General features: G+C 40.5%; 17 protein-coding genes. 15 read left to right on the top strand and 2 right to left on the bottom strand.

The genetic code is table 11. The features are described from left to right. Window positions 1–13 precede the first annotated feature (13 nt). From rseP to pnp, 14 genes are all read left to right on the top strand, one after another. Window positions 14–1276 (top strand): RIP metalloprotease RseP, encoded by a 1263-nt coding sequence (gene rseP, locus HB912_RS05605; RefSeq protein ID WP_185372744.1) that lies wholly within the window; start codon window positions 14–16, stop codon window positions 1274–1276. A gap of 42 nt (window positions 1277–1318) precedes the next feature. Continuing rightward, the gene (locus tag HB912_RS05600) at window positions 1319–3025 is read left to right on the top strand and encodes a proline--tRNA ligase (protein ID WP_185372742.1); all 1707 of its coding nucleotides are present in this window, start codon (window positions 1319–1321) and stop codon (window positions 3023–3025) included. 94 nt (window positions 3026–3119) lie between these two features. Next, on the top strand, window positions 3120–7457 hold the full coding sequence (locus HB912_RS05595) for a PolC-type DNA polymerase III (protein WP_185372740.1): 4338 nt from the start codon (window positions 3120–3122) through the stop codon (window positions 7455–7457). A 176-nt stretch (window positions 7458–7633) separates the two neighbouring features. After that, a complete protein-coding gene (gene rimP / locus HB912_RS05590) occupies window positions 7634–8101 on the top strand; it encodes a ribosome maturation factor RimP (RefSeq protein WP_036072614.1) in 468 nt (155 codons plus the stop codon). A gap of 26 nt (window positions 8102–8127) precedes the next feature. Next, entirely contained in the window at window positions 8128–9252 is a 1125-nt protein-coding gene (gene nusA, locus HB912_RS05585; RefSeq protein WP_036072612.1) for a transcription termination factor NusA, read from the top strand. A gap of 15 nt (window positions 9253–9267) precedes the next feature. Continuing rightward, window positions 9268–9552: an RNase P modulator RnpM gene (gene rnpM, locus HB912_RS05580; protein WP_185372738.1), complete on the top strand. Its 285-nt coding sequence runs from the start codon at window positions 9268–9270 to the stop codon at window positions 9550–9552. Beyond that, window positions 9545–9844 carry a YlxQ family RNA-binding protein gene (locus HB912_RS05575; protein ID WP_185372736.1) on the top strand — a complete coding sequence of 100 codons (300 nt, stop codon included), beginning with the start codon at window positions 9545–9547 and terminating at the stop codon, window positions 9842–9844. Before rnpM ends, HB912_RS05575 begins: the two co-directional genes overlap by 8 nt. A gap of 22 nt (window positions 9845–9866) precedes the next feature. Beyond that, the gene (gene infB, locus HB912_RS05570; protein WP_185372734.1) at window positions 9867–12230 is read left to right on the top strand and encodes a translation initiation factor IF-2; all 2364 of its coding nucleotides are present in this window, start codon (window positions 9867–9869) and stop codon (window positions 12228–12230) included. Beyond that, a complete protein-coding gene (locus tag HB912_RS05565) occupies window positions 12227–12508 on the top strand; it encodes a DUF503 domain-containing protein (RefSeq protein ID WP_036072610.1) in 282 nt (93 codons plus the stop codon). Before infB ends, HB912_RS05565 begins: the two co-directional genes overlap by 4 nt. Window positions 12509–12519: 11 nt before the next feature. Further along, the gene (gene rbfA / locus HB912_RS05560) at window positions 12520–12864 is read left to right on the top strand and encodes a 30S ribosome-binding factor RbfA (protein WP_036072608.1); all 345 of its coding nucleotides are present in this window, start codon (window positions 12520–12522) and stop codon (window positions 12862–12864) included. 78 nt (window positions 12865–12942) lie between these two features. After that, window positions 12943–13857, top strand: a complete 915-nt coding sequence (gene truB, locus HB912_RS05555) for a tRNA pseudouridine(55) synthase TruB (protein WP_185372733.1) — start codon at window positions 12943–12945, stop codon at window positions 13855–13857. Between the two features lie 43 nt (window positions 13858–13900). Next, window positions 13901–14833: a bifunctional riboflavin kinase/FAD synthetase gene (locus tag HB912_RS05550; RefSeq protein WP_185372731.1), complete on the top strand. Its 933-nt coding sequence runs from the start codon at window positions 13901–13903 to the stop codon at window positions 14831–14833. A gap of 163 nt (window positions 14834–14996) precedes the next feature. Then, entirely contained in the window at window positions 14997–15266 is a 270-nt protein-coding gene (gene rpsO / locus HB912_RS05545; protein WP_036072602.1) for a 30S ribosomal protein S15, read from the top strand. A 213-nt stretch (window positions 15267–15479) separates the two neighbouring features. Next, complete coding sequence (pnp, locus tag HB912_RS05540; protein ID WP_185372729.1) at window positions 15480–17684, top strand: polyribonucleotide nucleotidyltransferase; 2205 nt, start codon at window positions 15480–15482, stop codon at window positions 17682–17684. Window positions 17685–17722: 38 nt separating this feature from the next. On the opposite strand, the gene HB912_RS05535 is transcribed toward pnp, so the two are convergent. Together HB912_RS05535 and HB912_RS05530 are read right to left on the bottom strand one after the other, a co-directional pair. Then, complete coding sequence (locus HB912_RS05535) at window positions 17723–18205, bottom strand: endolytic transglycosylase MltG (protein ID WP_185372728.1); 483 nt, start codon at window positions 18203–18205, stop codon at window positions 17723–17725. 46 nt (window positions 18206–18251) lie between these two features. Further along, entirely contained in the window at window positions 18252–18635 is a 384-nt protein-coding gene (locus tag HB912_RS05530; protein ID WP_185372726.1) for a hypothetical protein, read from the bottom strand. Between the two features lie 194 nt (window positions 18636–18829). On the opposite strand from HB912_RS05530, the gene rpmG reads away from it, so the two are divergent. Next, window positions 18830–18979, top strand: coding sequence for a 50S ribosomal protein L33 (gene rpmG, locus HB912_RS05525; protein WP_003719608.1), 150 nt, complete (start codon window positions 18830–18832; stop codon window positions 18977–18979). Window positions 18980–19027 lie beyond the last annotated feature (48 nt).

Raw genomic sequence — 19027 nt, 5'->3', positions numbered from 1 at the left:
AGGTGAAATTAATTTGACAACGATTATTGCATTTATTTTCGTCTTCGGACTCATCGTTTTCTTTCACGAATTAGGGCATTTTTTGCTTGCAAAACGTTCTGGTATTTTGGTGCGTGATTTTTCGATCGGTTTTGGACCGAAAATTTTTGCTTACAAAAAGAAAGAAACACAATATACAATTCGCTTGCTACCCATTGGTGGTTACGTACGAATGGCTGGTGAAGACGGTGAAGAATTAGAATTAAAACCAGGTTACCGTGTAGGTCTTGAATTATCAAAAGATGAAACGGTAACAAAAATTATTGTGAACGGAAAAGACCAATATGTGAATGCTCAACCATTTGAAGTTTCAAAAGCAGATCTTGAAAAAGAGTTGTTCATTGAAGGCTTTGAAGACTACGATGAATCGAAAAAGGTTCGCTATCAGGTTGCGCGTGATGCAGTTGTTGTGGACGGAAAAATCGAGACGCAAGTCGTTCCATATGACCGCACTTTTGGCGCTAAGTCGCTTGGAAAACGAGCGGCAACTATTTTTGCTGGACCGCTTTTTAATTTTATTTTAGCGATTTTGATTTTCACAGCACTTGCTTTTATCCAAGGAGGTGTAGCTTCAACAGAAAACACACTTGGAAATGTTGTGAAAGACAGTCCAGCTGCTGAGGCGGGACTTAAAGAAGGGGACAAAGTTCTCTCCATTTCTGGAACCAAAACGGATTCTTGGGCAGAAATTGTTGGTAAAGTCTCGGAAAATCCTGATAAAAACTTAACGTTTAAAATTGAACGGGATGGAAAAAAACAAGATGTTAAAGTGACGCCTGAAAAACAAAAAGTTCAGGGAGAAGCCGTTGGGAAAATTGGTGTAGAAAACCCAATCAAAGATTCATTTGGTGCTAAAATTAGTTACGGCTTTACAAACACTTGGAACTGGATTCATCAAATTTTTGACGTTCTTGGAAAAATGATTACAGGTGGCTTTTCGCTCGATATGCTTAACGGTCCTGTTGGCATTTACACGAGTACGGAACAAGTTGTTAGTTATGGATTCTTAACGTTATTAAACTGGACGGCTGTTTTAAGTATCAATCTTGGGATTGTAAACTTGCTACCACTTCCTGCACTAGACGGGGGGCGTTTACTGTTCTTCCTATATGAATTAATTCGCAGGAAGCCAGTAGATCCGAAAAAAGAAGGGATTATTCATTTTGTTGGCTTCGCTTTGTTAATGATACTAATGATTCTTGTAACATGGAACGATATTCAGCGGGCATTTTTCTAAACCTGACCTGCTAGGACCGATTTAAAAAGGGGAGTGTGTTTTATGCGTCAGACAATGACCTTTATTCCAACATTAAAAGAAACGCCTGCTGATGCCGAAGTAAGAAGTCATCAATTGCTTCTTCGAGCAGGATTTATCCGACAAACTGCAAGCGGAATTTATAGTTACTTGCCACTTGCAAGCCTTACTTTACAAAAAATTGAACAAATCATTCGCGAGGAACTTAACCGTGCGGGGGCTTCTGAACTACTTCTTCCAGCACTTCAACCTGCTGAACTGTGGCAAGAATCGGGGAGATGGAATGATTACGGGCCAGAACTTATGCGTCTCAAAGATCGTAACAGCCGTGATTTTGCACTTGGGCCAACGCATGAAGAAGTGATTACAGATCTTGTTCGGGACGAATTAAAATCATATAAACGTCTTCCCATTACACTTTATCAAATCCAAACCAAGTTCCGGGATGAAAAACGCCCACGCTTTGGCCTTCTAAGAGGCCGGGAGTTTATCATGAATGATGCCTATTCTTTTCATGCGAGCGAAGAAAGTTTGGATGAAACATATCAAAAAATGTATCAAGCATACTGCAATATTTTTACGCGCTGTGGATTAAATTATCGTGCGGTGATTGCTGATTCGGGTGCTATTGGTGGAAAAGAATCTCGCGAGTTTATGGTACTGTCTAAAATCGGAGAGGACACGATTGCTTATAGTGATTCATCTGATTATGCAGCGAATACGGAAATGGCGCCTGTTCTTTATAATGGCAAAAAATCGCTGGAACAAGAAGCGGAGCTAGAAAAAATTGCCACACCTGGCCTCCGGACAATTGAAGACCTTGTCACAAATTTAGACATTCCAGTTGAAAAAACCGTCAAGTCAATGTTGTTCGATGTGGATGGCGATATTATTATGGTACTCGTTCGAGGAGACCATGAAGTCAATGACATTAAAATTAAAAATGCCTTAGAAGCGAAATCGGTTGAATTGGCTGATCCAGAAGTGGCTGTTAAGTTATTCGGAGCTAGTTTTGGGTCGCTTGGTCCAATCCATGCTCCTGAAGATATTCGCATTTACGCGGATCATGCGGTTCAAGATGTCGTGAATGCAGCGGTCGGCGCTAATGAAGATGGGTATCACATTATCAATGTAAACCCTGAACGTGATTTTACTGTCCAAAGTTATTTTGACTTGCGGATGATTCAAGAAGGAGACTTATCTCCTGATGGTCAAGGTGTCATCAAATTTGCGGAAGGTATCGAAGTCGGGCATATCTTTAAACTTGGAACAAAATATTCAGATGCAATGAACGCAACTTTTCTAGATGAAAACGGGCGAGCAAATCCACTCATCATGGGTTGCTACGGGATTGGAGTTTCGCGCTTATTTACGGCGATTGCAGAACAGTGCAACGATGAAGCGGGACTTGTGTTTGAAAAAGGAATTGCGCCATTCGATATTCACTTAATTCCTGTTAATATGAAAGATGACGCGCAGCGTGCTTTCGGTGATTCGCTTTATGCATCGCTTCAAGAAGCGGGATATAGCGTGTTACTAGATGACCGGTCGGAACGTGCGGGTGTGAAATTTGCGGATGCAGATTTAATTGGCCTTCCAATCCGAGTGACGGTTGGGAAAAAAGCCGCTGAAGGAATTGTGGAAGTGAAAATCCGCAAAACAGGAGAAATGATCGAAGTTCGCGAAGAAGAATTGCTAAATACTTTGCCAATTCTTTTTGGCGAAAAATGATTTTTCATGTACAATAGAGATAGATTAAAAAGTACCTTTGCATTTTGTGGAAGGTACTTTTTACAGCTTTTTAGCTGAAAGGAGTGACACCCCATTGAGTGCTTCAGAAGAAGAAAAAAAGGAGCGATTCCAACTTCTTTTAGAACAAATCGGATTAAAGGAAGACAAGACGTTTGAGGATTTTACGAAGGATACCAAAATTGAAAAGTTGATTGCGGATAAAAGAAATAAAACGTGGCAGTTTCATTTGGAAGCGCCTCAGATTTTTCCCGCAGATTTTTATACATTACTCGATACAGGTATGAAACGTGCATTTAGCGAGATTGCCAATACGGAGCTTGCGATTCATGCCAAAGAAACAAGGCTCGATGAAGGGCTTATCCAAGACTATTGGAATTTAATTGTTTCGCCTATTTTGGCAACTTCTCCGCTAATCGGACAAGTTTTAATGGAACAAAAGCCCACGTTTAAAGAACCTCATTTTTTAGAGCTCAATTTGCATAACGAAATGGAAAAGACCAAATTTGAGCAAAGTTTTGCTGCAGAAATCCTTGAAAACTATGCCAACTGCGGGTTCCCGCGCCTAGCTTTTCGAACGACTGTCTTAACGCAAGAAAACTCGGAAACTTATGAGGCTTTTAAGAAGGCGAAGGAAGAGGAAGATGCCGAGAAGGCGAAAGCAGCTGTTGAAGTCATGCAAAAACGTCAACGAGAAGCGGAAAGTGGTGCTCAGCAAGCGCCAGCTGAACTTACAGGACCGTTCCAGCTTGGCTATAAAATCAAAGAGGGCGATGAAGTAAAACATCTTGGCGATATTTATGATGAGGAACGCCGGATTACTGTCCAAGGATATGTGTTTGCGACTGAAATTCGTGAGCTTAGAAGTGGGCGGAGTTTACTGCAATTTAAAATCACTGATTACACGAGCTCCATGATCATTAAGATGTTTTCTCGCGATAAAGAGGATGCGGCCATGTTCCAAAACCTGAAAAAAGGCATGTGGGTGAAAGTGCGTGGGAGCGTTCAAAATGATACCTTTGTCCGTGACTTAATCATGATGGCACAAGATGTCAATGAAATTGCGCCGAGAAAACGAGTTGACGGAGCGGAAGAAAAACGTGTTGAACTTCATCTTCATTCGAATATGAGTCAGATGGATGCGACAAACTCGATTACGGATCTTGCTAAGCAAGCAGCGGACTGGGGACACAAAGCGATTGCACTTACGGATCATTCGGTGGTTCAGTCGTTCCCTGAAGCGTATGCAGCGGGGCAAAAATTTGGACTTAAGATTCTTTACGGGGTAGAAGCAAACCTGATTGATGATGGGGTTCCGATTGCTTATAATGACAAGCACATTGAATTAAAAGATGCGACTTATGTTGTTTTTGACGTAGAGACAACAGGACTTTCTGCGGTTTATGATACGATTATCGAACTTGCAGGGATTAAAATGAAAGATGGCGAGATTATCGATAAATTTGAAGCTTTTATTGATCCTGGACATCCACTTTCGGCTACGACCATCAACTTGACAGGAATCACGGATGACATGGTGAAAGGTTCTGACCCCATTGATGTCGTCTTGAAGAATTTCCGTGAGTGGTGCGGGGACGCGATCCTTGTTGCCCATAACGCTTCTTTTGATATGGGCTTTATCAACACAGCTTATCGTAAAATCGGGTTACAAGATGCGCCGAATGCGGTTATTGATACGTTAGAATTAGCACGTTTTCTCTATCCGCATTTTAAAAACCATCGTTTGAATACATTGACGAAGAAATTCAATATCATCTTAGAACAGCATCACCGGGCGATTTTTGATGCAGAAGCAACCGCTTATTTAGCATGGAAATTGATTAAAGATGCAAAGGAAATGCACGAAATCACTAATCACGATGAGTTTAATCAGTTTATGGGAGAAGGGGATGCTTATAAGCGAGCGCGCCCTTTCCATGCCACCATTTATGCGCAAACGGCAGAAGGCTTGAAAAACTTGTTTAAACTGGTTTCAATGTCAAATATTGATTATTTCTATCGTGTGCCAAGAATTCCGCGCTCGAAGCTTAAGAAACTGCGTGAGGGACTTATTATTGGAACGGCTTGTAGTCAAGGCGAACTTTTTGAAGCGATGATGCAAAAAGGAATGGCTGAAGCGGAAAAAGTAGCGGGTTTTTATGATTTTATTGAGATACAACCTAAACCGGTGTATGCTCCGCTGATTGAACGCGAAATGATCCGCGATGAAAAAGCTTTGGAAGAAATTTTGAAAAACATTGTAAAAGTGGGAGAAAAAACTGGAAAACCAGTTGTGGCAACAGGAAATGTTCATTATAAGGATCCCCAAGATAAAATCTATCGAAAGATCTTAATTCATTCCATGGGAGGCGCGAATCCGCTAAATCGCCAAGAACTCCCGGATGTCCATTTCCGTTCTACGGAAGAAATGCTTAAGGAATTTAGTTTTCTTGGAGCGGAAAAAGCACACGAAATTGTGGTGACAAATTCCAATTTAGTAGCTGATTGGATGGATGAATTGAAGCCTATCAAAGATGAACTTTATACACCGAAAATTGAAGGGGCCGAAGATGAGATTCGCAATATGAGTTATAAGATGGCACACGATTTATATGGTGAAACGCTTCCGGAAATCGTTGAGGCGCGGCTTGAAAAAGAACTCAAAAGCATTATCGGTCATGGATTCGCCGTTATTTACTTGATTTCGCATAAACTGGTTAAAAAATCGCTAAACGATGGTTATTTAGTTGGTTCTAGGGGGTCAGTTGGTTCGTCATTTGTAGCAACGATGACGGAAATTACTGAGGTAAATCCACTTCCGCCGCACTATTTGTGCCCTAATTGTAAACACTCAGAGTTCTTTCATGATGGTTCAGTTGGTTCTGGGTTTGACCTTCCAGATAAAACATGTCCTGAATGCGGGACGGCTTATCGTAAAGAAGGACAAGATATTCCGTTTGAAACTTTCCTAGGTTTCAAGGGGGATAAAGTTCCTGATATCGATTTAAACTTCTCGGGGGATTATCAACCCGTTGCCCATGCCTATACGAAAGAAATTTTCGGGGAAGACTATGTATATCGTGCGGGAACTATCGGTACGGTTGCCGAAAAAACGGCTTTCGGATTTGTACGGGGCTATGAACGGGATATGAATATGAATATTCGCGGTGCTGAAGTAGACCGGCTTGTTGCTGGTTGTACGGGTGTGAAACGAACAACAGGACAACATCCAGGTGGGATTATCGTTATTCCTGATTATATGGATGTGTATGATTTTACGCCTGTGCAATATCCGGCCGATGCGACAGACTCGGAATGGAAAACCACGCATTTTGATTTCCACTCAATTCATGATAATGTTTTGAAACTGGATATTCTCGGACACGATGATCCGACTGCAATCCGGATGCTGCAAGATTTAAGTGGAATCGACCCGAAAACGATCCCAACAGATGATCCAGAAGTGATGAAACTATTTGGTTCAACGGAATCTTTAGGCGTTACGCCAGAGGACATTGATTCGAAGACGGGGACACTTGGGATTCCAGAGTTTGGGACTCGTTTTGTTCGCCAGATGCTTGAGCAAACGAAACCAACTACATTTTCTGAACTTGTTCAGATTTCTGGACTTTCCCACGGGACAGATGTTTGGCTTGGGAATGCGGAGGAACTGATTAAAAATAAAATTTGTGAGCTTCCTGATGTGATCGGTTGTCGGGATGATATCATGGTTTTCTTGATTTACCAAGGACTTGAAAGTTCTCTTGCTTTCCGAATTATGGAATCGGTGCGGAAAGGGAAAGGCTTGACGGAGGAAATGGAAGAAGCGATGATCGCAAACAATGTACCTAGCTGGTATATTGATTCTTGTAAAAAAATTAAGTATATGTTCCCGAAAGCCCATGCAGCGGCCTATGTGCTTATGGCTGTCCGAATTGCTTATTTTAAAGTCCATCATCCTCTTTATTTCTATGCGACTTATTTCTCCGTTCGTGCGGATGATTTTGATTTGACGGCAATGGTAAATGGTCGTGAAGCAGTTAAAGCGGTTATGAAGGAAATCAATGATAAAGGGCTTGAAGCTTCGACGAAAGAAAAAAACTTATTAACTGTGCTTGAAATTGCCAATGAAATGCTTGCAAGAGGCTATAAGTTCCAAAAAGTGGATCTATATAAATCTAAAGCTGATGAATTTGTTATTGAAGGTGACACACTTATTCCACCGTTTAATGCGATTCCAAGTCTTGGGACGAACGTTGCCAAACAGATTGTAGCTGCTCGTGAAGATGGTGAGTTCTTGTCGAAAGAAGATCTCCAACAACGCGGGAAGGTTTCAAAAACGATTATTCAGTATATGGATGAACAAGGTTGTTTAGAAGGTCTTCCTGATCAAAATCAATTGTCGCTTTTTTAAAAGAAACTTACTTATCATGCGAGCTTGTTTGCGAAATCACGCAGGCTATGGTATACTATGTAATGAAATACAACGATAACTCAGCTAAGAGTGGGCATTTGCCCACTCTTTCGTTTTGCGATTGTTTTGAGAAAGCATTCGCACCGGTAGCAGAGCATATCTCTAAGGAGGCTGAAATGAGTAAGGTTTTGGACCAAGTAGAGGAGCTTGTCAAGCCGATTACTGATGAGTTAGGCTTTGAACTTGTCGATTTAGCGTTTGAAAAAGAAGGGAAAAATTGGTTTTTACGTATTTTTATTGATAAAGATGGCGGAATTGATATTGATGAATGCGCAATTGTCAGTGAAAAAGTAAGTGAAAAATTAGATGAGTCTGATCCAATCAGTCAAAACTATTTTCTAGAAGTTTCTTCTCCCGGCGCTGAACGTCCTCTAAAAAAAGAAGCAGATTTCGAAAACGCGGTGGGAAGTTATGTGCATATTACGTCTTATGAACCGATTGAGGATCGTAAAGTGTGGGAAGGCACGCTCTTGTTTTATGATGGAAATGAACTAACCATTGAAATCAAAGATAAAACGCGTAAAATCACTTGTGTGATTCCAAAAGACAAGGTTGCGAAAGCGCGCCTTGCCATCGAATTTTAAAAAATTAAATAAGGAGTGAATGAGTAATGAGCACAGAATTACTAGATGCTCTTCATGTTTTAGAACATGATAAAGGAATTTCTCGAGATGTAATCGTTGAAGCAATCGAAGCAGCCCTTGTTTCTGCTTATAAACGGAATTTTAACCAAGCGCAAAATGTACGTGTGGAATTGAATCTTGAAAATGGATCGATTCGCGTATTTGCAAGAAAAGATGTTGTGGATCAGGTTTTTGATTCACGGCTTGAAATTTCACTTGAAGAAGCGCATGAATTAAACCCTGTTTACAAAGTAGGGGATGTCGTAGAGCTTGAAGTTACGCCGAAAGATTTTGGACGTATTGCTGCCCAAACGGCTAAACAAGTCGTAACACAGCGTGTACGTGAAGCAGAACGCGGCATTATTTACGATGAATTTATTGATCGTGAAGATGATATCATGACAGGGATTGTAGAAAGACAAGATTCACGTTTTATCTATGTGAACCTTGGTAAAATTGAAGCGATTCTTTCGCAAAATGAACAAATGCCAAATGAAACTTATCGACCACACGACCGGATCAAAGTGTATTTGACCAAAGTGGAAAAAACGACTAAGGGCCCGCAAATTTTTGTTTCAAGAACGCACCCTGGTTTGTTAAAACGCCTTTTTGAAATGGAAGTTCCTGAAATTTATGAAGGAATTGTAGAAATCAAATCTGTGGCACGTGAAGCAGGGGATCGTTCTAAAATTTCGGTTTATACAGCTGATCCAGAAGTGGATGCTGTTGGGGCTTGTGTTGGACCTAAAGGCGCACGTGTTCAGGCGATTGTGAATGAGTTGAAAGGTGAAAAAATCGACATCGTAGAATGGTCAGAGGATCCATTTACGTTTGTTGCGAACGCGCTTAGTCCTTCAAAAGTACTTGATGTTATTGTTAATGAAGAAGAGCAAGCAACAACAGTTGTAGTTCCAGATTATCAACTTTCTCTTGCAATCGGAAAACGCGGTCAAAATGCTCGTCTTGCTGCGAAGTTAACGGGCTGGAAAATTGATATTAAGAGCGAAAGCGTTGCTCGTGAAATGGGCATCTATCCGCGCGAAGAAACACCTGTTCAAGAAACAGAAGAAACGGTCGTTGAAGAAAATAACGTTTCGGAAGATGAAGAATAAAGGAGAAAAGCGGACATGCGGAGCAAAAAAATTCCACTTAGAAAGTGTATTGTAACTGGTGAAAGACTCCCTAAGCAAGACCTTTTACGGATTGCGTATTCGAAAGAAGGGGAGCTTACCATTGATCCAACTGGAAAAGCACCAGGGCGTGGTTTTTATATAAAAAAAGATGTCGATGTGGCAAAGCGTACGAAAGAAAAAAATACGTTATTCCACCAATTAAAAATGAAAGAGCAAGAAGGATTTTATGACGAATTAATTGCGTATGTAGAATCCCTTGAGGACGAAAATCATGGATGAAAAATTTCTCCAACTCCTCGGTCTTGCAAATCGTGCAAAGAAAATAACAACCGGAGAGGAATTAGTTTTAAAAGCAGTTCGTAGCGGAAAGACATCACTTGTTGTACTAGCAGATGATGTTTCAAGCGGAACGGAAAAAAAGGTCCGAAATAAATGTGAATACTACGGTGTCCCCTTGCAAAAAAGATTTACAAGAGAGGAATTGGGAGGGGCAATTGGCAAAGAAACGCGTGCTGTTATCGGTATTCTTGATAAAGGATTTGCTAAGAAACTAATGGAACTACTCGGTTGATTACCTAGTGGAGGTGTACGGCATGAGTAAAATTCGTGTATATGAGTATGCAAAAAAACAACAAGTTTCGAGTAAAGATGTTATTGAAAAATTACACGGCTTAGGTGTAGAAGTTTCAAACCATATGTCGACGATTAATGATAATGCCTTAAGACAACTCGATCAAGCTTTTTCAAACAAACCAGAGAAACCAGCTGTTCAAAAAAATGAAAAAGTCCAAAATAAACCGAATAGCAAGGAGCCTAATAAACTGAATTCAAATAATAACCAAAAACCAAAAGAAAATAAACCGCAGCGACCAGCTACGCAAAATAATGCAAAACCGCGCCAAAACGCACAAAAAGCTGGACAAAGTGGGCAAACCAAACGAACTGATAAGCCAGAAAACACAGGCGGAAACAAAAGCCAGTCTGGAACAAGTTCAAATAACCGAAACACAAATGCTACTCCTGGACGAAATCAAAATCAGGGGAATCGCTTCGGCGGGAACAATAATCAAAATCGTGGCGGTAGAGGTGGAACTCACGGCGGTGGATTCAATCAAAATCGCGGTGGTAAAGGAAAGAAAAAAGGCAAACAAAATCACCAAACACAACCGGCAACTCCGCCAAAACCAAAACCACTTCCAGAGAAAATCACGTTTACAGAATCGCTTACTGTTGCAGAACTAGCAAAAAAACTGTACCGCGAACCTTCGGAAATCATCAAAAAACTGTTCTTGTTAGGGGTTGTTGCAACCATTAACCAAGAGCTAGATAAAGATGCAATCGAATTGATTTGTGCAGAATACGGTGTTGAAGTAGAAGAAGAAATTAAAATTGACGTGACTGATTTAGACGTTTACTTTGAAAATGCAGCGGAAGAAGACGCTAGTCATCTTGAAGAACGTCCGCCAGTTGTAACGATTATGGGTCACGTTGACCACGGGAAAACAACTCTTCTTGATTCACTAAGAAATACGAAAGTAACACTTGGTGAAGCAGGCGGAATTACTCAGCACATCGGGGCTTATCAATTAGATGTTCGTGGTAAGAAAATTACCTTCCTTGATACACCAGGTCACGCAGCCTTTACAGCAATGCGTGCGCGTGGTGCGCAAATCACAGATATTACAATTCTAGTGGTTGCTGCTGATGATGGAGTTATGCCACAAACGATTGAAGCGATTAACCATGCGAAAGCAGCAAAGATGCCGATTATTGTAGCTGTGAATAAGATTGATAAACCACAAGCCAATCCAGAACGAGTTATGCAAGAGCTAACGGAATATGAGCTCATTCCAGAAGACTGGGGCGGGGATACTATTTTTGTACCGATTTCTGCTAAGTTTGGTGAAGGCTTAGATAATTTACTGGATATGATTCTACTTGTTTCAGAAGTAGAAGAATTGAAAGCTAATCCTGATCGCCGTGCTCTTGGTACGGTAGTAGAAGCTGAGCTTGATAAAGGTCGCGGTTCTGTTGCGACACTTCTCGTTCAAGATGGGACTTTGCATGTTGGGGATCCGATTGTTGTCGGAAACACATATGGCCGCGTTCGGGCAATGGTGAATGATCTTGGTCGTCGAGTGAAACAGGTTGGACCAAGCACACCAGTTGAAATTACGGGGCTAAATGACGTCCCTCAAGCAGGAGACCGTTTTGTTGTCTTTGAAGATGAAAAAACGGCTCGTTCAGTTGGGGAATCACGTGCGACAAAAGCCGTGCAAGAACAACGAACAGCAACGAATCGTGTTAGCCTCGATAATTTGTTTGAACATATGAAAGCTGGCGAAATGAAGGCTGTTAATGTCATTATCAAAGCTGACGTACAAGGTTCTGTTGAAGCCCTTGCTGCCTCGCTTCGTAAAATTGAAGTGGAAGGTGTAAATGTCAATATCATTCATACGGCAGTTGGTGCTATTAATGAATCAGATATTACACTTGCCGCTGCGTCAAATGCAATTATCATTGGCTTTAATGTCCGTCCTACAACGCAAGCTCGTGAAGCTGCTGAAAATGAAGGCGTTGATATTCGTTTACACCGGGTTATTTATAAAGCTATTGAAGAAATCGAAGCAGCGATGAAAGGAATGCTTGATCCAGAATATGAAGAAAAAATTATCGGACAGGCACAAGTTCGTCAAACCTTTAATGTATCTAAAATTGGAACCATCGCTGGTTGTTATGTCACAGATGGGAAAATCACACGTGATAGCGGCATTCGTTTGATTCGTGATGGTATTGTTGTGTTTGAAGGAAAACTTTCTTCGCTAAAACGTTTCAAAGATGATGCGAAAGAAGTAGCTAAAGGTTATGAATGTGGAATCACAATTGAAAACTTTAATGATATTAAAGAAGACGATGTGATTGAAGCCTTTGTCATGGAGGAAATCGAACGCAAATGATCATTCAAGCAGTCGTAGTTGAATGTATCATTCATGATGCGATGAACTTGAAAGAAAAACGCAGTGTGTTAAAGCGTATTTTAACGCGTGCACGTCAAAAATTTAATGTTTCCATTGCAGAAACTGCTTTTAAGGAAAAGTGGCAGCGAACAGAAATTAGTTTTGCTGTGGTTTCGGATACACGTGTTAGATGTGAGAAAGAAACAGATCAAGTCCTTTCGTTTCTTGATTCTTTCCCAGAATGGGAGAGAATCAAGACGGAAAAAGACTGGGTATAGAGGTGAACAAAATGAGTGTAAGAGCAAATCGGGTTGCTGAGCAAATGAAAAAAGAACTTGGCGATATTTTAAACCGAAAAATTAAAGATCCTCGTCTAGGCTTTATTACTGTGACAGATGTTGATGTTACAGGTGATTTGCAACAAGCAACCATTTTTATTTCAATTCTCGGAAATGAAAAAGAACGGGAAGATTCTATGTTAGCACTAGAAAAAGCACATGGTTTTATCCGTTCTGAAATTGGCAATCGCATGAGTTTGCGTAAAGTTCCTGAACTTTTGTTTGAAATGGACAGCTCGCTTGAATATGGCAATAAGATTGACGAGTTGCTTCGGAACTTGAATAAAGACAGCTAAAACTGAAAAGCCGAGACAAAACGATTATTCCGTTTTCGTTTCGGCTTTTTTTAAGTGAAAAGGAGTGGAGCAGGATACATGGACGGCATCATTGCACTATATAAAGAGCGCGGTTTAACGAGCCATGATTGTGTTTTTAAGCTTCGGAAGATTTTAAAAACCAAAAAAGTCGGACATACAGGAACACTCGATCCAGAAGTGGCTGGCGTTTTACCGATTTGTGTGGGGCGAGCAACAAAACTTGCGGAATATTTGACAGATGAAGGTAAAGAATACCACGCGGAAATCACGCTTGGGAGGAGTACAACAACAGAGGATCAGACAGGAGAAACCGTTTCTGAAAAAGTGATTTGTAACCCAATCTCTGTGCAAGAAATTGAGAAGGTTCTTCATGAATTAACGGGCAAAATCACTCAAATTCCTCCAATGTATTCAGCAGTTAAAGTGGCTGGGAAAAAGCTTTATGAGTATGCCCGTTCTGGAGAAAGTGTTGAGCGACCGAAGCGCCAAGTTCAAATTGATGAGCTGAAGCGCCTAGATGCGCATGAAATTACGCAAGCTCATCCAAGTTTCCAGCTAAGAATCCGTTGCGGCAAGGGTACCTATATCCGAACGCTTGCTGTCATGATTGGCGAAAAATTGGGATATCCGGCTCACATGTCTGCCTTGCGGCGTTCTAAAAGCGGCTTTTTTAAGGAAGAGGACTGCCTCACTCTTTTAGAAATCGAAGAAAAAATGCTTGTGCAAGATTTGAGCTTTTTAAAACCGCTTGAACTTGGAATCCAAAGTTTTCCAAAGATAGAGCTCACAGAAGATCTACATAAGCGCGTTTTAAACGGTGCTTTGATAAAGGAAGATGAACTTTTTTCTGGAGAAGTAGTGAGCGCTTCGCCTGTTGCTTTGCTATTTAATGGGAAACTCGTCGCGCTTTATCAAAAGCATGCAACGAAACCAGGCATTTGGAAACCAGAAAAAGTAATTGAGCTTGCGTAAGTCTCTTTTTAGAATAGAATTTTAAAGCAGAGGAGAATTTGTCATGGAAACTTGTTTTTTGCATCATCCAGAGTTCACTATAGAAAACCAAGATCCGAAAACGATTGCGCTTGGTTTTTTTGATGGTGTCCATTTAGGACATCAAGCCGTTATAAAAATGGCCAAGCAAATTGCGGATGAAAATGGGGAAAAGAGCGCTGTGCTTACCTTTGATCCGCACCCGTCTGTCGTACTGAGCAAGGCGAGGAAAGCTGTACATTACTTAACCCCACTGGATGAAAAATTGGAAAAAATTGAACAGCTTGGGATTGATATTGTGTACGTTGTCCGTTTTACGGCGGCTTTTGCTGAACTGTCTCCAGAGCGTTTCGTTGAAGACTATTTAATTCAACTTAATGCGCATCATATAGTCGCTGGCTTTGATTACTCTTACGGGAAAAAAGGCGCGGGCAAAATGGAAGAGATGGCTTCTTATGCGAAGGGACGATTTGATGTCACAATTGTGAATAAGCAGGAAGCTTTTGATGAGAAGATTAGCTCGACGAAAATTCGCGGTGCTATTGAAGAGGGAGATCTTGATACGGCGAATGAACTTTTAGGGTACCCTTATAAAGTGAAAGGAACTGTTATTCATGGGGATAAACGGGGACGGACGCTTGGCTTTCCAACTGCTAATATGCAAATTGATGAGGACTACTTGATCCCAAAACTTGGAATTTATGCCGTTCGCTTTATTATTGGTGGGAAAAGCTATGCTGGGATGGCAAGTATCGGTTACAATGTGACATTCAAAACGGATCAGGAGCGGTCGATTGAAGTATTCATTTTAGATTTTGATCGTGAAATTTACGGGGAACAAGCTGAAATTGAATGGTATCATTTCTTCCGATCAGAAATGAAATTTAACGGCGTAGAGGGCCTTGTGGAACAACTCAAGCAAGACGAAGCTGATACGCGCGCTTATTTTGCGCAATAAATTTAGCCTGCAGAAACGGCCGCGAGAAGCAAATTTTTACTTGCTTTTCTTGGTAGAATAGTGTATCTTTAACTCTGTACGACAAGAACCTTTACTTGGCAGTGACGAGTCACCAACGTTTTGCTCAGTAATAGGGGATTTAGAATTAAAGGAGGTGGAGTTAATGGCATTAACTCAAGAAGCAAAAAACAAGATTATTGCTGAATATCGTGTCCATGACACAGATACAGGTTCTCCAGAAGTGCAAATTGCTGTACTTACTGCAGAAATCAATAATTTGAATGATCACGTTCGTGTACACAAGAAAGACCACCATTCTTATAGAGGTTTGATGAAAATGGTTGGTCACCGTCGTAACCTGCTTACTTATCTTCGTAAAAAAGATGTGCAACGTTACCGCGAACTTATCAAACGTTTAGGTTTACGTCGTTAAAAACGAGACCGAAAAAGCGGGATTCTTCTGGGTTCCCGCTTTTTTTAAAGATTAAAGGAGAGCGCTTGAATCTTTATCGCATGAATCCAAAAACGTGGTAAAAGGTTTTTTATCAGGTTTTTGGATTCATGCGTGCCTTTTAAAACAAGGTGTGCATGAAAGAATTGATGCATGGTAAAGTTCTGCGCTCCGAAGAAAAGGAGAAGTGAAAATATGTCTGAAAAACAAGTCTTTACAACAGAACTTGCTGGTAAGACGCTTGCCGTTGAGGTTGGACAACTTGCCAAACAAGCGAGTGGAGCCGCGCTAGTTCGCTTTGGTGATACCGCGGTTTTAACAGCTAGTGTAGGATCGAAAAAGCCACGCCCAGGTGACTTTTTTCCGTTAACAGTTAACTATGAAGAAAAAATGTATTCCGTTGGGAAAGTTCCAGGGGGATTTTTAAAGCGTGAAGGACGTCCAAGCGACCGGGCTACACTAACCGCTCGCTTAATTGACCGCCCTATTCGTCCGCTTTTTGCTGAAGGATTCCGAAACGAAGTACAAATTACATCTACTGTTTTTAGTGTTGAACAAGATTGCTCGCCTGAAATGGCTGCAATGCTAGGTTCTTCGATTTCTCTTTGTATCTCGGACATTCCGTTTGATGGCCCGATTGCAGGGGTTGAAGTAGGACGCATAAATGGTGAATATATCATCAATCCAACTATCGAACAGGCGGAACAAAGTGATATTTCACTAACTGTTGCTGGAACTTATGACGCAATTAACATGGTCGAAGCTGGCGCAAAGGAAGTTTCTGAGGAAGCGATGCTTGAAGCGATTATGTTTGGTCACGAAGAAATTAAACGTCTTTGCAAGTTCCAAGAAGAAATTATCCAAGCAGTAGGAAAAGAAAAACGCGAAATTGAACTTTTTGTGACTAATCCTGAACTTGAAAGCGAAGTGAAAGCGGTCAGCGAAGCAAAAATGAAACAAGCGATTCAAACTGAAGAGAAAAAAGCGCGTGAAGCAGCAATTGAAGCTGTAAAAGAAGAAATTCTTGAAAGCTACAAAGAAAAAGAACTCGAAGACGAAGAAGATGTTCTTGCTGAAGTTGCGCATATTCTTGAAATGATTGAAAAAGATGAAATGCGTCGTTTAATCTCACAAGAAAAAATCCGCCCAGATGGACGTAAAGTAGACGAAATTCGTCCATTGTCATCTGAAGTGGGCTTGCTACCACGCGTTCATGGGTCGGGTCTATTCACTCGTGGGCAAACTCAGGCGTTAAGTATTTGTACGCTTGCACCACTACGTGAACATCAAATTATTGATGGCCTTGGCGCAGAAGAGTATAAACGCTTTATGCACCACTACAATTTCCCACAATTTAGTGTTGGAGAAACTGGCCCTCGCCGTGGACCTGGACGCCGTGAAATCGGACACGGGGCGCTTGGTGAGCGTGCTTTACAATATATTATTCCAAGCGAAGAAGAATTCCCTTATACAATTCGCCTTGTTTCTGAGGTATTAGAATCCAATGGTTCTAGTTCACAAGCAAGTATCTGCGGATCAACACTTGCCTTAATGGATGCAGGTGTTCCAATTAAAGCTCCTGTAGCGGGTATTGCGATGGGACTTGTCAAATTGGGCGATGATTACACGATTTTGTCTGACATCCAAGGGATGGAAGATCACTTTGGAGATATGGACTTTAAAGTGGCTGGAACAAGCGAAGGCATTACGGCTCTCCAAATGGATATTAAAATTGACGGACTGAGCCGCCAAATTCTTGAAGAAGCTCTTACACAAGCAAAAGCAGGTCGTTTGCACATTCTAGATCATTTACTATCCACAATTAGTGCACCACGTGATCATTTATCTAAGTATGCACCTAAGATCGTTTCAATGACGATCAAAGAAGATAAAATTAAAGACGTCATTGGACCTGGTGGAAAACAAATTAATCAAATCATTGATGAAACAGGTGTGAAGATCGACATCGAACAAGATGGAACAGTTTATGTAGCTTCACAAGACGAAGAAATGAACAAAAAAGCGATGGCAATTATTGAAGATATCGTTCGCGAAGCAAAAGTGGGCGAAATCTACACAGGGAAAGTTCGTCGAATTGAGAAATTTGGGGCTTTCGTTGAATTGTTTAAAGGAACTGATGGTTTAGTTCATATCTCTGAACTAGCACATGAACGTGTTGGAAAAGTAGAAGATGTGCTTAAACTTGGTGATGAAGTAACGGTTAAAGTGATCGAGATCGATAACCAAGGTCGGATCAATTTATCTCGTAAAGCTTTGCTTGAGAAACCTGCAGGGTTAGACGAAAAGAAATCACAAGATAAAGAACACAAGAAACACTTTAGTGGCGATGACCGCAATCGTAAACCACGTACACACCACAAAGAAGAACACAAAAATTAAAAAAAGATTGTCCCTAACATAAGAGGGACAATCTTTTTTTATTGATGAGCTAATTTTTTAGCAATTTCCTCGTAACTCATCTTACTATTTAGATCATAAGAGCCATCACGAATATATTTTTCATAATCATTTTGCTTTAAATACTTTTCAAAATCGGAAGCGCTTTTGACAATCCCATTCTTTTCAAGATCTTCACTTGCTTTTGAAGAGGGATCACCTTTTGCGATTACGAGTTTGTAGTTTTTAACTTCGTTTTTCTTCTTTTCTTCTTCAGCTTTTTTCTGTTCATCAAGACGCTTGGCTTCGTCTTTATTGTTTTTGTCTAACTCTTGTTTAGCGAGCAATTTTTCGTATTTTGATTTCCAAGTTGCGCTGTTTTCTTCGCTGTTTTTACTCGGTGCCGTTGTTTTCTTAGTTTCTTTAGCTGCATTGGAATCCACAGAAAAGAACTGATTAAAAACGAAGAGAACCGCTGCTGAAATAAGCAATCCAAGCGCAATCATACGCAAATTATTTTTCAAAAGGGAATACTCCTTTCTGTCTTATTTTCTCTATTCAAAATGGATTTTAATGTTCCAAATATTCTTCAATAGTTTGTTCAATCTCTTCTTTTGGAAGAGTAACTTGTTCAACAATTTCATCCACAGAAATCCCGCTTGTATAAAGGGTAATTACTTGTTTTTTAAGTAAAGATTTCATTTTTGGACTTACGTTTTTAGCTTCTGTTTCTGCCTCTGCTTCACTATCAGCTTGTTCGACTGGTTCTCTTGATAAGTTCATAGCTTTTTCAAGTAGAGAGACCCGCTTTTTAAGCTCATAATTTTCATGCATCAACTGTGAAGCGACTTCTTCTAATTCTGTTTCAATTTGTTTGCTTTCATCTTTTTGCATAAAAGAAAGAACAAACAGTGCTATTGCAGCAATCAGAAGGATTATGATTACGACTGTCATTATGGAGTAACACCTCTTTTCCCTATTCCTATACTTACATTTATAACATAAAATCTTATCTCTTGGCTATGAATATTACGATTTGTAAAGAAAATAAAAAGAAAAGAGCTGTCGAACCTTGCGGAAATATAGGAAAGATGGTATCATTATACAGGTTATAAAATACTCTTTCGCAAAGATTTGGAGGGAAAACAATGCGCGTGAATATTACTTTAGAATGCACCGAATGTGGCGATCGCAACTACATTACGACTAAAAATAAACGTGAAAATCCTGAACGTATTGAACTAAAAAAATATTGTCCAAGATTACGTCGTGTGACTTTGCACCGCGAAACGAAATAAGCAGCAGACTCTCCTGTTGCTTTTTCTTTTTAAGGAGGTTTCAGAAAA

It is taken from the genome of Listeria aquatica (genome assembly GCF_014223975.1).
Classification (GTDB): Bacteria; Bacillota; Bacilli; order Lactobacillales; family Listeriaceae; genus Listeria; species Listeria aquatica.
This window is presented reverse-complemented; position numbering and strand designations above follow the sequence as displayed.

Coding starts and splice junctions, on each gene's coding strand:
- HB912_RS05530 (WP_185372726.1), bottom strand. CDS start 18,635: ATGACAGTCGTAATCATAATCCTTCTGATTGCTGCAATAGCACTGTTT.
- rpsO (WP_036072602.1), top strand. CDS start 14,997: ATGGCATTAACTCAAGAAGCAAAAAACAAGATTATTGCTGAATATCGT.
- rpmG (WP_003719608.1), top strand. CDS start 18,830: ATGCGCGTGAATATTACTTTAGAATGCACCGAATGTGGCGATCGCAAC.
- truB (WP_185372733.1), top strand. CDS start 12,943: ATGGACGGCATCATTGCACTATATAAAGAGCGCGGTTTAACGAGCCAT.
- HB912_RS05575 (WP_185372736.1), top strand. CDS start 9,545: ATGGATGAAAAATTTCTCCAACTCCTCGGTCTTGCAAATCGTGCAAAG.
- rbfA (WP_036072608.1), top strand. CDS start 12,520: ATGAGTGTAAGAGCAAATCGGGTTGCTGAGCAAATGAAAAAAGAACTT.
- HB912_RS05565 (WP_036072610.1), top strand. CDS start 12,227: ATGATCATTCAAGCAGTCGTAGTTGAATGTATCATTCATGATGCGATG.
- infB (WP_185372734.1), top strand. CDS start 9,867: ATGAGTAAAATTCGTGTATATGAGTATGCAAAAAAACAACAAGTTTCG.
- rimP (WP_036072614.1), top strand. CDS start 7,634: ATGAGTAAGGTTTTGGACCAAGTAGAGGAGCTTGTCAAGCCGATTACT.
- rnpM (WP_185372738.1), top strand. CDS start 9,268: ATGCGGAGCAAAAAAATTCCACTTAGAAAGTGTATTGTAACTGGTGAA.
- pnp (WP_185372729.1), top strand. CDS start 15,480: ATGTCTGAAAAACAAGTCTTTACAACAGAACTTGCTGGTAAGACGCTT.
- HB912_RS05550 (WP_185372731.1), top strand. CDS start 13,901: ATGGAAACTTGTTTTTTGCATCATCCAGAGTTCACTATAGAAAACCAA.
- nusA (WP_036072612.1), top strand. CDS start 8,128: ATGAGCACAGAATTACTAGATGCTCTTCATGTTTTAGAACATGATAAA.
- HB912_RS05600 (WP_185372742.1), top strand. CDS start 1,319: ATGCGTCAGACAATGACCTTTATTCCAACATTAAAAGAAACGCCTGCT.